The organism is Amycolatopsis sp. FU40 (assembly GCF_021903635.1).
Taxonomy (GTDB): domain Bacteria; phylum Actinomycetota; class Actinomycetes; order Mycobacteriales; family Pseudonocardiaceae; genus Amycolatopsis; species Amycolatopsis dendrobii.
Map to the genome: position 1 here is coordinate 7659952 of NZ_CP091381.1, position 13446 is coordinate 7673397.

The following is a 13446-nucleotide window of genomic DNA, read 5'->3' on the forward strand; positions in this document are numbered from 1 at the left end:
GGGCACCACGGACTCCCGTGGTGCCCCTTTTCGTTGCCCTGACGGGCTTCTCGCCGGTACGCAGCTGAAGCGTGCGTACGCATCGGCAGCGGAGCGAAGCGCGCGTACGTATCCACAGACGTCCACAGCCTGTGTACAGAGAATTTCTCAAACTTATTGATACACAAGGGGTTTTCCCCAGGGTGTGGGCAGTTTGCCCACAGTGCCAACGGATCCCGGAGCTGCGACGACCCGGATTCGATCCACATCCCGCTCACACCGAATCCACAGGTTGTCCCCATGGTTGTCCACGCGGATTCCCCAGGTTGCCCACAGGTAGTCCACAACTGTGGGTCGTCACTCACCAGGGCGATCCCGGCCGCTTCGGCTGCCCCCAGAGCCTGGGTACAACTCGGTCCCAACCTGGGGACAGCCATGGGGATAACTGGGGACAACTGTGGATGAATCCGGGACGGCCCGAAACCATCCACGGATCGCCCGAACCATCCACCGATCCGCCACCAGGGCTGCCCACAGGCCGCCGCACGCCACGACCAGCGCGAACGAGTGCTGTCCACACAATCCACAGCCCCTATTACTGCTACTGGTTTTTCATCTCTTCTAAGAAAGAACAGAACAAAAACAGGCGGAGGACGAAACTGGGGACAAGCTGAGATTCGTGTCGTTATGTCGACAAAGTGAAGGGGAGGCCGAGGTGACGGCACCCCCGGCGACGGCCTAACGTGGATGTCTGCAGCTGGTCCGTTCCCGCGCGGGGCGGACCGGACCGAGCGGGGACCCGGTCGCGCGCGGTGCTCACGACTGGTGCCCAGCGACCCCTTCACGAGCCGAGGGGCTCGGCTGTCGAAAGGAAGCGCGCATGAAGATCCGCGTCGAGCGCGACGGGCTCGCCGACGCCGTCGCGTGGGTGGCCAGAAGCCTCCCCTCCCGGCCTCCAGTGCCGGTCTTGGGCGGTGTTCTCCTCGACGCGGGCGCGGATGGAGAGTCCGACGCGCTCACGGTCTCCGGCTTCGACTACGAGGTCTCGGCCACGGTCGGTGTGCCCGCGACCATCGCCGACGGTGGACGGCTGCTCGTCTCCGGCCGCCTGCTGGCCGACATCACCAAGGCGCTGCCCGCGCAGCCGGTGGAGATCTCCGTCGACGGCGCCCGCGCCACCATCACCTGCGGCAGCGCCCGGTTCAGCCTCCCGACCATGCCGGTCGAGGACTACCCGCAGCTGCCGTCCCAGCCCGCGCACGCGGGCGAGCTCACCGGCGACGTCTTCGGCCAGGCGGTCACCCAGGTCGCCACCGCGGCAGGCAAGGACGACACGCTCCCCATGCTCACCGGCATGCGGCTGGAGATCTCCGGCGAGACGCTCACCCTCGTCGCCACCGACCGGTTTCGGCTCGCGATGCGCGAGTTCACCTGGAAGCCGGCCGAGGGCCTGTCCGACGCCGCGGTGCTCGTCCCGGCACGGACGCTCGCCGAGGCTGCCAAGACGCTCGGCGGCGCGGGCACCACCGTGCAGCTCGCGCTCGCTTCCGGCGACGGCCTGCTCGGCCTGTCCGGCGCGGGCCGCTACACGACCACCCGGCTGCTCGACGCCGAGTTCCCGCCGTACCGCCAGCTGCTGCCCGCGAACCACACCTCGCGCGCGGTCATCGAGGTCAGCGCGCTCACCGAGTCGATCAAGCGCGTGTCGCTGGTCGCCGAGCGCGGCACTCAGGTGCGGCTCGAATTCGGCGACGGCTCCCTGCGGCTGTCCGCGGGCGGCGACGACGAGGGCAGCGCCGAGGAAGAACTCCAGGTCGACTACGAGGGCGAGCCGGTCACCATCGCGTTCAACCCCGGCTACCTCGTCGACGGGCTCGGCGCGCTGCACAGCGACCGGGCCGAGCTGACGTTCACCACGCCCAACCGCCCGGCGCTGATCAAGCCCGCCGACGCCGAGGGCAACGTCGTCCCCGGGTATCTCTACCTGCTCATGCCGGTCCGGCTGCCGGGCTGAGCGCCGCGCGTCCAACCGAGGAAAACCGATCCAATCCAAAGGGGATCTCATGGTTCAGCTGGGTCTCGTCGGCCTGGGCAAGATGGGCTTCAACATGCGCGAGCGGCTGCGCGCCGCCGGGCACGAGGTGGTCGGCTACGACCGCAACCCGGACGTCAGCGACTCGACCTCGCTCGAGGACATGGTCTCCCAGCTGTCCGGTCCGCGGATCGTGTGGATCATGGTCCCGGCAGGCGAGCCGACCCGGCAGACCGTGACCGAGCTCGGGCAGCTGCTGTCCGAGGGCGACCTGGTGATCGACGGCGGGAACTCGAAGTTCACCGACGACAAGCTGAACGCCGATCTGCTCGCCTCGCACGGCGTCGGCTACCTCGACTGCGGCGTCTCCGGCGGCGTGTGGGGCAAGGACAACGGCTACGGCCTGATGGTCGGCGGCGCGGCGTCGGACGTCCAGCGCGCGATGCCGATCTTCGACGCGCTGCGTCCGGAAGGTCCGCGCGAGGAAGGCTTCTCGCACGCCGGTTCGGTCGGTGCCGGGCATTACGCGAAGATGATCCACAACGGCATCGAGTACGGCATCATGCAGGCCTACGCCGAGGGCTTCGAACTGCTCGAAGCCGCGAAGATCGTCGACGACGTGCCCGCCGTGATCAAGGGCTGGCAGCGCGGCACCGTGGTCCGCTCCTGGCTGCTCGACCTGCTGGTGCGCGCGCTGGACGAGGACCCGGAACTGGACGACCTCGAAGGCTACGTCGAAGACTCCGGCGAAGGCCGCTGGACGCTGGAAGAAGCGGTCAACAACGCGGTGCCCGCGCCGGTGCTGTCGGCCGCGCTGTTCGCCCGGTTCTCCTCCCGGCAGAAGGACTCCGCCGCGATGCGCGCCGTCGCCGCGCTGCGCAACCAGTTCGGCGGCCACGCTGTGAAGAAGGCCGGGAGCTAGCTCCCGCGGTCCCCGCCCGTGTATCTGCGACATCTCCAGGTCACCGACTTCCGGTCCTGGCCGCTGGCCGACCTCGCCCTCGAACCGGGGCCGGTCGTGCTCGTCGGTCAGAACGGCCGGGGGAAGACGAACCTGCTCGAAGCGATCGGCTACGTGGCGACCCTCGGTTCGCACCGGGTCGCCACGGACGCCCCGCTCGTCCGCCACGGCTGTGAGCGCGCGCTCGTCCGGGTCGCGGTCGTCAACGAAGACCGCGAGCTGACGGTCGAACTCGAGATCACGCCTGGTCGCGCCAACCGTGCGCGGGTGAACCGCGGTGCGGTCGGCAAGCCGCGCGACGTGCTCGGCATTCTGCGTACGGTGCTGTTCTCTCCGGAGGACCTCTCGCTCGTGCGCGGCGATCCGAGCGAACGCCGTCGGTTCATGGACGAACTGCTCGTGCTTCGCGCGCCTCGGTACGCGGGCGTGCGCGCGGACTACGAGAAGGTCCTTAAGCAGCGCAACGCACTTCTCAAGACCGCAGGCAAACGCCGTACTGGTCGCGAAGACCCGTACGCGCTGTCGACGCTCGACGTGTGGGACGACCATCTCTCGGTGGCTGGCGCGCAGCTGCTGGCGGCACGGTTGAACCTCATCGCAGACCTCGCGCCGTACACCGCCGACGCTTACATGGGGGTCGCACCCGACTCTCGCCCAGCGAAGATCGCGTACAAGTCTTCGCTCGGCGAAGCGCTTCCGCCCTCGTACGGAGTGCCGGGCGGAGAGCGTGCCGAGGCAGAGGTACTGCGTGAACTGTTGCTGAAGGCGTTGGCCGATACGCGGCGGCAGGAACTGGAACGAGGGATCAGTCTGGTCGGCCCGCATCGGGACGAACTGGAGCTGATCCTCGGCGAAGCGCCGGCGAAGGGATACGCGAGCCACGGCGAGTCGTGGTCGTTCGCGCTCGCGTTGCGGCTCGGAAGTTACGAACTTCTGCGCGCCGAAGCGGGCGAACCGGTCTTGTTGCTGGACGATGTGTTCGCCGAACTCGACCGCAAGCGCCGGGCCCGGCTGGCCGAGGTCTCCGCGAGCGCCGAGCAGGTGCTCATCACCGCGGCGGTGGCCGAGGACGTGCCCGAGGAGCTCGCCGGCGCGAGGTTCACGGTGGCCGACGGGGAGGTGAACCGTGCCTGAACAGCCACGACGACCACGCGGGGTGACCGGGGTCACGCGGGTTGCCCACCGATCTGGGGACAAACCTGTGGACAGTGTGGATAAACCCGAAGCCGCGTTATCGCCGCGCGTGACGAACCGGCCGGATGGCGGTCTTGACACCCCGGAAGCGGGCGACACTTCCGGAAATCCCGCGCGTGGCGCGACTGAGCGTGACAGTTCCACTGGGCCGAACGAGACGTCCGCTGGGGACAAACCGAGCGGCCGCGACCTCGCGCACGCCGCGCTCGAAGCGGCGAAGGCGAAAGCCCGCGAACGCGGGGCCCCGCCGAACCTCCGGCGCGGCCGGATCACCGGGGGCGGCGGGCAGAACCGGGCGCGCAGGCGCTGGTCAGGGCCCGGCGCGGATCCGCGCGACCCGCAGCCGCTCGGCAGGCTCGTCTCGCGGCTGATCTCCGACAGCGGCTGGCAGGACACGATGACCAACGCGCGCGTGTTCGGGCAGTGGGCCCGGCTCGTCGGCGAGGACGTCGCCGAACACGCCCAGCCGGTGGCGCTGAAAGACGGCGAGCTGACCGTCCGCGCGAGTTCCACCGCGTGGGCGACGCAGTTGCGGTTGCTGCAGGGCAAGCTGCTGGCGAAGATCGCCGCGGGCGTCGGGAACGGCGTGGTCAAGCGGATGCGGATCCAGGGTCCGACCGCTCCGAGCTGGCGGAAAGGGCCCCGGCACGTGCCTGGTCGCGGGCCGCGTGACACGTACGGCTGACGGGGGTTGCGCTCCGGCGGATGAGTTCCCCGAGGACCGGGCCGCGCAGCTTCGGATACGAGATGACTCAACTGAGGGTGATTTCGTCCCTCTGCGACCGGCTGAGGGGTGTCCTAGCCGCATGTGAGCGCGTGCGGGCAAGTACACTGTTGTAGTAGCGGGCGTCCGCTCGGGCGAGACGAGGAGAAACAACGCCGGTGACCGAGAACAAGAGCGAGTACAACGCGTCGTCCATCACCGTGCTCGAAGGCCTCGAAGCAGTTCGCAAGCGCCCCGGCATGTACATCGGTTCCACCGGTGAGCGCGGCCTCCACCACCTGGTCCAGGAGGTGGTGGACAACTCCGTGGACGAGGCGATGGCGGGGTACGCCACCAAGGTCGAGGTTACCCTGCTCGCGGACGGCGGGGTGCGGGTCGTCGACGACGGCCGCGGCATTCCGGTCGACATCCACCCGAAGGAACAGAAGCCGACCCTCGAGGTCGTGCTCACCATCCTGCACGCGGGCGGCAAGTTCGACAGCGACTCCTACGCGGTGTCCGGCGGTCTGCACGGCGTCGGCGTCTCCGTGGTGAACGCGCTGTCCACGAAGCTGCTCGCGGAGATCAAGGTCGGCGGCCGCAGCTGGCGCCAGGAGTACACCAACCAGGTCCCCGGCCCGCTCGAGGACCTCGGCCCGGCCAGCGACACCGGCACCACCATCACCTTCTGGGCCGACGGCAGCATCTTCGAGACCACCACCTACAACTTCGAGACCATCTCGCGCCGCTTGCAGGAGATGGCGTTCCTCAACAAGGGCCTCACCCTGTCGCTGCGCGACGAGCGCGTCGCCGACGAGGAGACCGAAGAGGACGCCGCGGGCAAGCAGGCAAGGGTCAAGGAAGTCGTCTACTGCTACCCGGGCGGGCTCGAGGACTTCGTCAAGCACATCAACGGCAGCAAGGACCCGATCCACGAGAGCGTCATCTCCTTCGACGCGAAGGGCTCCGGCCTTGAGGTCGAGGTCGCGATGCAGTGGAACACCGGGTTCACGCCGTCGGTGTACACCTTCGCCAACACGATCAACACGCACGAGGGCGGCACGCACGAAGAGGGCTTCCGCGCCGCGCTCACCCGCGTGGTCAACGCGTACGCGCGTGAGAAGAAGCTGCTCAAGGAGAAGGACGCGAACCTGACCGGCGACGACGTGCGCGAGGGCCTCGCCGCGATCGTGTCGATCAAGCTGTCCGAACCGCAGTTCGAGGGCCAGACCAAGACCAAACTGGGCAACAGCGAGGCCAAGACGTTCGTGCAGCAGCAGTCGAACGAATGGCTCGGCGACTGGTTCGAGCGCAACCCGAGCGAAGCCAAGACGATCATCAACAAGTCGATCTCGTCGGCGCAGGCCCGGCTCGCCGCCCGCAAGGCGCGCGACCTGGTGCGGCGCAAGGGCGCGCTGGAGATCGGCGGTCTTCCGGGCAAGCTCAAGGACTGCCGTTCGAATGACCCCGGCGAGTGCGAGCTCTACATCGTGGAGGGCGACTCGGCGGGCGGTTCGGCCAAGGAAGGCCGCGACTCGATGTACCAGGCGATCCTGCCGATCCGGGGCAAGATCATCAACGTCGAGAAGGCCCGCATCGACCGCGTCCTCAAGAACACCGAGGTCCAGTCGCTGATCACCGCGCTGGGCACCGGCATCCACGACGATTTCGACATCTCGAAGCTGCGGTACCACAAGATCGTGCTGATGGCCGACGCCGACGTCGACGGCCAGCACATCACCACGCTGCTGCTCACGCTGCTGTTCCGCTTCATGACGCCGCTCATCGAGCACGGCCACGTGTTCCTGTCGCGGCCGCCGCTGTACAAGATCAAGTGGCCGCGGTCGGAGCCGGAGTACGCGTACTCGGACAAGGAACGCGACGCGGTCATCCAGGCCGGCGTCGAGGCGGGCCGCCGTCTTCCCAGGGACGACGCGATCCAGCGGTACAAGGGTCTCGGCGAGATGAACGCCGAGGAGCTGTGGGAGACCACGATGGACCCGGCGAACCGGCTGCTCGGGCAGGTCACCCTCGACGACGCCGCGCAGGCCGACGAACTGTTCTCCGTGCTGATGGGCGAGGACGTGGAAGCCCGCCGTTCGTTCATCACGCGCAACGCCAAGGACGTGCGCTTCCTGGACGTGTAGGCGTCCCCTTCTCACCCGCTTCCCAGGACTGCTCACAAGAAGGACCCCATGACGGAAACCTTGCCGCCGGAACACGACCGGATCGAACCGGTCGACATCCAGCAGGAGATGCAGCGTTCCTACATCGACTACGCGATGAGCGTCATCGTGTCGCGGGCGCTGCCGGACGTGCGCGACGGCCTCAAGCCGGTGGCGCGCCGGATCCTGTACTCGATGTTCGACTCCGGGTTCCGCCCGGACCGCGGGTACAACAAGTGCTCCCGCGTCGTCGGCGACGTCATGGGCAACTACCACCCGCACGGCGACTCGGCGATCTACGACGCGCTCGTGCGGCTCGCCCAGCCGTGGTCGCTGCGCTATCCGCTGATCGACGGCCAGGGCAACTTCGGCTCGTCCGGCAACGACCCCGCGGCCGCGATGCGGTACACCGAGTCCCGGCTCGCGCCGCTCGCGATGCAGATGCTCGCGGACATCGAAGAGGACACCGTCGATTTCCGCGACAACTACGACGGGCGCACCCAGGAGCCCGACGTTTTGCCGTCGCGGTTCCCGAACCTGCTGGTCAACGGCGGTTCCGGGATCGCGGTCGGGATGGCGACGAACATCCCGCCGCACAACCTGCGCGAGGTGTCCGAGGGCGTCGTGTGGGCGCTGGAGAACCCGGAAGCGACCGACGACGAACTGCTGGCCGCGCTGCTCGTGCGGATCAAGGGCCCGGACTTCCCGACCAAGGCGATGATCCTCGGCACGTCCGGCATCGAGGACGCCTACCGCACCGGCCGCGGTTCGATCCGGATGCGCGCGGTCGTCGAGGTCGAGGAGGACGCGAAGGGCCGCACCATCCTGGTCGTGTCCGAGCTGCCGTACCAGGTCAACCCGGACAACCTGGTGGAGAACATCGCCCACCTGGTGCGCGACGGCAAGATCACCGGCATCGCGGACATCGCGGACGAGTCCAACAGCCGTTCCGGCATGCGGATCGTCATCACGATCAAGCGCGACGCGGTGGCGAAGGTCGTGCTGAACAACCTGTTCAAGCACACCCAGCTGCAGCAGAACTTCGGCGTGAACATGCTGGCGCTGGTCGACGACGTGCCGCGCACGCTGCGGCTCGACCAGATCATCCGGCACTACGTGAAGCACCAGGTCGACGTGATCGTGCGGCGCACCCGGTTCCGGTTGCGCAAGGCCGAGGAGCGGGCCCACATCCTGCGCGGTCTGGTCAAGGCGCTCGACATGCTGGACGAGGTGATCGCCCTGATCCGGCGGTCGCCCTCGGCCGACGAGGCCCGGCCGGGCCTGATGGAGCTGCTCGAGATCGACGAGATCCAGGCCACCGCGATCCTGGACATGCAGCTGCGCCGGCTGGCCGCACTGGAGCGCCAGCGGATCATCGACACCCTGGCCGAGATCGAGCTGGAGATCGCCGACCTCAAGGACATCCTGGCGAAGCCGGAGCGGCAGCGGTCGATCATCCGCGACGAGCTGATGGAGATCGTCGACAAGTACGGCGACGACCGGCGCACGCAGATCATCCCGTTCGACGGCGACGTGTCGGTCGAGGACCTGATCGCGCAGGAAGACGTCGTCGTCACCATCACCCGCACGGGCTACGCCAAGCGGACGAAAACCGATCTGTACCGGTCGCAGAAACGCGGCGGCAAGGGCGTGCAGGGCGCGACGCTGAAGCAGGACGACATCGTCCAGCACTTCTTCGTGTGCTCCACGCACGACTGGATCCTGTTCTTCACGAACAAGGGCCGGGTGTACCGGGCGAAGGCCTACGACCTGCCTGAGGCCAACCGCAACGCGCGCGGCCAGCACGTGGCGAACCTGCTCGCGTTCCAGCCGGACGAGCAGATCGCCCAGGTCATCGAGATCCCGAACTACGAGGTCGCGCCGTACCTGGTGCTCGCCACGCAGCGCGGCCTGGTGAAGAAGACGAAGCTCACCGACTTCGACTCCAACCGCGCGGGCGGGCTCATCGCGATCAACCTGCGCGAGGGCGACGAGCTGATGGGCGCGGTGCTGGCCGCGGCCGAGGACGACCTGCTGCTGGTGTCCGCGGGCGGGCAGTCGATTCGCTTCCACGCCACCGACGAGGCGCTGCGCCCGATGGGACGGCCGACCTCGGGCGTGCTGGGCATGCGATTCAACGAGGGTGACGAGCTGCTCGGCATCAGCGTGGTCAAACCGGACAAGTTCCTGCTGGTCGCCACGGACGGCGCGTATGCGAAGCGGACGCCGATCGAGGACTATCCGGTACAGGGCCGCGGCGGCAAGGGCGTGCTCACCATTCAGCACGACAGCAAACGTGGCAGGCTGGTGGGGGCACTCATCGTCGACGAGGACGACGAGCTGTTCGCCATCACGTCCAGCGGCGGGGTCATCCGCACGCCGGCGCGGGACGTGCGCAAGGCGGGCAGGCAGACCAAGGGCGTTCGGCTGATGAACCTGGGTGACGGAACCACTCTTCTCGCGGTCGCACGCAACGCGGACGAGGGTTCGGACGTCGCCAATGGTGGCGAGGACTCCGCCGAGGAAGCTACCGAGGGTTCGGAAGTTTCGGCTTCCGAGACGGTTTCGGAAGAGGCGGCGGAGGCTACGCCAGAGGAGCCCACAGCAGAAGACGGCACGGCGCCGGAGCAGTGATCGGCGCCCCACGCACGGGTAAGGACTGACTCAACGTGGCACCATCCGACAAGGCCGACGACGCGTCGGCCAACCCGCCCTGGCAGCGCACCGCCAAGGACGGCGGCGGCGACTCCGAGGCCATGGCCACGGCGCGGATCGCGACCGAGGACGTGCCCACCGCGGCTGCCGAACCGGCCGCGGCCGAGAACGACTACCCGGTGACCGGCTCGGCGGCGCCCCGGCTCTTCGGAGCCGAGGCACCGCCGCCCGCGGCCGACGTGCCGCCCGCGGGCCGCACCCGGCCGACGCCGAGCGCGTTGCGCCGTCCTGGCCGAGGCCCGCGGCGGGCGAGCCTGCAGATCAAACGGTTCGACCCGTGGTCGGTGCTGAAGCTGGCACTGGTGCTCGGCGTGGCGATGTTCTTCGTCTGGCTGGTCGCGGTCGGCGTGCTCTACACGGTGCTCGACGGCATGGGCGTGTGGGACAAGCTGAACGGCACGTACTCGTCCCTGGTCGGCGGCGAGGGCGCGAACGCGTCCGCGGAACCGCTGATCAGCGCCGGTCGCGTGTTCGGCATCGCGGCCATCCTCGGGGCGATCAACATCGTCCTGGTGTCCGCGCTGGCCACGGTGAGCGCCTTCATCTACAACGTGTCGGCAGACCTCGCGGGCGGCCTGGAGGTCACGCTCTCGGAGCGAGAGTAACCCGGTTGCAAGGGCGGATGGGGAGTCCGGTAGAGTTCTCCTCGTTCGACGGGCCCATAGCTCAGGCGGTTAGAGCGCTTCGCTGATAACGAAGAGGTCCCAGGTTCAAGTCCTGGTGGGCCCACATTTCCCGGAAGGCCGGTTCGCAGCAGCGGACCGGCCTTTCGGGTATTTCGGATGACTGCCGGGCGGTGTTCTCGCCAGAATCAGCCGCATGCGAACCCCAGCCCAGATCCGTGAGCAGCTGAGCCTCGTCGCGGGTCGCCAGGTTGAACTGGCCGAGACCGAGGCTTGGCTCGCGTCGGCGACTGCACGCGAGTTGCTGCGGATCGATCACTACGCCCGCCAGGCCCGCTATCCGGTGCCTCTGCTGGGACAGGCGAAGGACTGGAAGCTGGGGAACACCACGCCAGTTGTCGCGGCGCTGGCTTCGATGCATCCCGACGGTCGTCTCCGGGAGCAGGCCGTTCGCGTGTTGTGCACCTTGGAAGGTGCGGTGAGCGATCGGGCGCTGGCGGTGCGGGTTACCGACCATGTGGAGGTGGTCCGCGAGATGGCCGAAGAAGAGGTGCTGCGGCGAACGACGTTGGCGCAAGCGGAGCGGATCGTGCCGTTGCTGCAGCGGATTTCGCAGCGCGGGCGGGGTTCGCAGGTGCATGCGCGCTATCTGCAGGCGCTGGTCGCCGCGCATGATGAGACGTCGGTGTGGGCGTGCTTGCGAAACTTCGATGACTTTGACGTACGGCGGTCGGCGTTCCGGCACAGTTTCGAAACCGGACTGCTCGGCTCTGCGGACGCGGTCCGGTTGCTGCCTCGGGAACGGGATCAGGTCGTCCGTCGGAAGTTGATTCAGGTGATTGCCGAGACGGCGACGCCGGAGGTCATTGCCGAGACGTTGCTTCGCGGCCGGTCCGCGGAAAGCCGGGTGCTGGGGTTGGTGAAGCTGACCGCGGCGCAGCTCGATCCCGTTGCGGTGGAAGAACTTCTGGTTGACCGGTCGGTGCTGGTGCGGCTGTGGGCGCGGCTGCGCTGGCAGGAAATGGGCCGGGATCCGGTCGAGGTTTATGCCGCGGTCGCGCGTTCTGCCGCCAAGCCGGCGGTACGGGCTCGTGCATACGCCGGGCTCGCGGAGATCAGGGCTGAGGTTGACCGTGCGGAGATCGTCGAGCTGGCGCGGAGTGCGGACTTGGCGTTGAAGAAGACCGGATTGTCGTTGCTGCGCGGCAAAGCTGTCGCCGCGGAAGTGCCTTGGCTGTTGCGGGAAATGGCCGGGGAAGACTCACGGGTGGCCCGGTTGGCGGGGGATGTGCTGAGCAGCAGTCCGCAGCTGTGGTCGCTGGCGGATTTGGCTGTGCTGAAGGAATCCGAGGATGTCGTGGTCCAGCGTCGGGGATGGTGGTTGCACCGCAGTCTCGGCGGTTGGGAGGCGGTGATCGCCGACCTGGAGTCCGGGGCGTTTCGGGACCGGTTGGAGCTGCCGATGTATTTCCGGCCGACTGCCGCGCAGCAGCGACGGATCGCGGACCTGCTCGACGCGCTTTCCCTTAGCGGCGTTCCGGTTTCGGGGATCGCGTTCGCGGCTGGGCTTCCGACGTGAGCGGCGAGGAACTGGGCGAGGGTTGGGACAGCGTCGCGACTCTCGTCGACGGACGGTGGGTCGAGCGACGGCCAAAACGGGACGAGGTGCGCGCGTGGCTGCTCCGCGAGACGCGGGTGTTGCCGTGGCTGGCTCCGCAGTTGCCGTTGGCGGTGCCGATTCCATTGGTGTGGCAGGAAGATCCGTTGGTCGTCCGGCACGAACTGGTGCCGGGCGAGCCGGGTGAACTGACCGCTGACGACGGTCGCGCGCTCGGCTGGTTCCTCCGCGCTTTGCACAGTGCGGACGTGGCCAAGGCGCGGGACCTCGGTGCTGAACCAGAGGTCCTGGCGCTGGACGCGGTCCCGCCGTTGCTCGGCCCGCTTGCCGATCGCGGACGCGAGCTGCTGGCGGAGGTCCGGAGCTATCCAGCAGACACCGTCATCCACGCTGATCTGGGTCCGGAGCATGTGCTGAAGCAGGACGGCCAGCTGAGCGGAGTGATCGACTGGACCGACGTGTCGCTCGGCGACCCCGCGCGGGACCTGGCGTGGCTGTTGCACTGGACCTCGGCGGAGTGCGTCGCGGCGTTCTCCGCGGAGTACGAGGTCACGGCGGAACTGCGACGCCGTGCTTGGGCGTGGAATCAGGTGGGGCCGTGGTACGAGGTGACGTACGGACTGGAGAACGACCGACCTGACCTGGTCGAATCCGGTCTCGCGGGTACCAGGGCCCGGCTCGTGAAGACGAGTCAGCCCTGCCGGGAAGAGAAGGACCGGCAGGGCTGAATGATGCGCGGCCGCGGTGGCCGTCTGGTCCAACGGACCGCTCGCTCCGGATATTCCCGGTGTTCCACGTGGAACGAGAGAGACGGAACCGCTGGACGGGACGCTCGGCGGGTCCGGTAGCATCGTGGGGTAGCGCAAGCACTCAGAAGGGGGCTTCAGGTGAAGAAGCTGTTGGCACTCGCGGTCGTCGCGGGCGGCGTCCTGTTCGTCGTCAAGCGCAACAAGGCGGCCAAGGCCGAGGCTGACCTGTGGCGGGAAGCCACCACGCCTGCCGCCCCGTCGGCGAACGGCAGCGCGCCGGCCAAGGCCGCGGACGCGTCGCGCAACTGACGTAGTACTTCGCGGACCTCGGTCCGCACCGGGCCTGTAGCTCAATTGGTAGAGCACCGCCTTTGCAAGGCGGGGGTCAGGGGTTCGATTCCCCTCAGGTCCACCCGCACTCCCCGTTCGGCCGAAGCCGGACGGGGATTCGTGCGTCAGGGGGAGCTGCTTCAACCGGTCGATGATCTTGAAGATCGCTTCCCCGAATACGTGGTTGAGCGCGGCTTGCTTCGCTTCCGGTGAGTCGGCCGGCGGCGCTTTGCCCGCGACCGCGGTGCTGCACCCGGCCGTCAGCAGCGCCGACGCTGCGAGACAGCCTGCTTGGAAATCATCAAAGAACACCTGCCTTCGTGACGGTCAGCGTAACGAGAGCCGGGCTGCTGGCTTGACTTCAACTTCTCTTGAAG

Annotated in this window: 10 protein-coding genes and 2 tRNA genes; all 12 read left to right on the forward strand. The window is 68.0% G+C overall.

Going from position 1 to position 13446, the window contains the following annotated elements; genetic code table 11:
• Nucleotides 1-859 precede the first annotated feature (859 nt).
• The 12 genes from dnaN to L3Q65_RS36115 all read left to right on the forward strand — a co-directional run bounded on the left by dnaN (nt 860) and on the right by L3Q65_RS36115 (nt 13151).
• Complete coding sequence (gene dnaN, locus L3Q65_RS36060) at nt 860-1993, forward strand: DNA polymerase III subunit beta (RefSeq protein ID WP_037809143.1); 1134 nt, start codon at nt 860-862, stop codon at nt 1991-1993.
• Nucleotides 1994-2042: 49 nt separating this feature from the next.
• Nucleotides 2043-2933, forward strand: coding sequence for a phosphogluconate dehydrogenase (NAD(+)-dependent, decarboxylating) (gene gnd / locus L3Q65_RS36065; protein ID WP_182893506.1), 891 nt, complete (start codon nt 2043-2045; stop codon nt 2931-2933).
• Nucleotides 2934-2951: 18 nt separating this feature from the next.
• Nucleotides 2952-4106, forward strand: a complete 1155-nt coding sequence (gene recF, locus L3Q65_RS36070; protein WP_037809147.1) for a DNA replication/repair protein RecF — start codon at nt 2952-2954, stop codon at nt 4104-4106.
• Nucleotides 4107-4215: 109 nt separating this feature from the next.
• Nucleotides 4216-4851: a DciA family protein gene (locus L3Q65_RS36075; protein ID WP_182893916.1), complete on the forward strand. Its 636-nt coding sequence runs from the start codon at nt 4216-4218 to the stop codon at nt 4849-4851.
• Between the two features lie 197 nt (nt 4852-5048).
• Nucleotides 5049-7016 carry a DNA topoisomerase (ATP-hydrolyzing) subunit B gene (gyrB, locus tag L3Q65_RS36080; RefSeq protein ID WP_237597677.1) on the forward strand — a complete coding sequence of 656 codons (1968 nt, stop codon included), beginning with the start codon at nt 5049-5051 and terminating at the stop codon, nt 7014-7016.
• A 48-nt stretch (nt 7017-7064) separates the two neighbouring features.
• The gene (gene gyrA / locus L3Q65_RS36085) at nt 7065-9668 is read left to right on the forward strand and encodes a DNA gyrase subunit A (RefSeq protein WP_182893508.1); all 2604 of its coding nucleotides are present in this window, start codon (nt 7065-7067) and stop codon (nt 9666-9668) included.
• 35 nt (nt 9669-9703) lie between these two features.
• Nucleotides 9704-10354, forward strand: coding sequence for a DUF3566 domain-containing protein (locus L3Q65_RS36090; protein WP_182893509.1), 651 nt, complete (start codon nt 9704-9706; stop codon nt 10352-10354).
• Between the two features lie 50 nt (nt 10355-10404).
• Nucleotides 10405-10478: transfer RNA gene (locus tag L3Q65_RS36095), tRNA-Ile, on the forward strand.
• Between the two features lie 90 nt (nt 10479-10568).
• Nucleotides 10569-11951 carry a hypothetical protein gene (locus tag L3Q65_RS36100; protein ID WP_237597678.1) on the forward strand — a complete coding sequence of 461 codons (1383 nt, stop codon included), beginning with the start codon at nt 10569-10571 and terminating at the stop codon, nt 11949-11951.
• A complete protein-coding gene (locus L3Q65_RS36105) occupies nt 11948-12718 on the forward strand; it encodes a phosphotransferase (protein ID WP_237597679.1) in 771 nt (256 codons plus the stop codon). The genes L3Q65_RS36100 and L3Q65_RS36105 overlap by 4 nt, the downstream gene beginning before the upstream one ends.
• A gap of 159 nt (nt 12719-12877) precedes the next feature.
• On the forward strand, nt 12878-13048 hold the full coding sequence (locus tag L3Q65_RS36110; protein ID WP_020663676.1) for a DLW-39 family protein: 171 nt from the start codon (nt 12878-12880) through the stop codon (nt 13046-13048).
• A gap of 30 nt (nt 13049-13078) precedes the next feature.
• Nucleotides 13079-13151, forward strand: a tRNA-Ala gene (locus L3Q65_RS36115).
• Nucleotides 13152-13446: the final 295 nt, after the last annotated feature.

Coding starts and splice junctions, on each gene's coding strand:
- dnaN (WP_037809143.1), top strand. CDS start 860: ATGAAGATCCGCGTCGAGCGCGACGGGCTCGCCGACGCCGTCGCGTGG.
- gnd (WP_182893506.1), top strand. CDS start 2,043: ATGGTTCAGCTGGGTCTCGTCGGCCTGGGCAAGATGGGCTTCAACATG.
- gyrA (WP_182893508.1), top strand. CDS start 7,065: ATGACGGAAACCTTGCCGCCGGAACACGACCGGATCGAACCGGTCGAC.
- L3Q65_RS36100 (WP_237597678.1), top strand. CDS start 10,569: ATGCGAACCCCAGCCCAGATCCGTGAGCAGCTGAGCCTCGTCGCGGGT.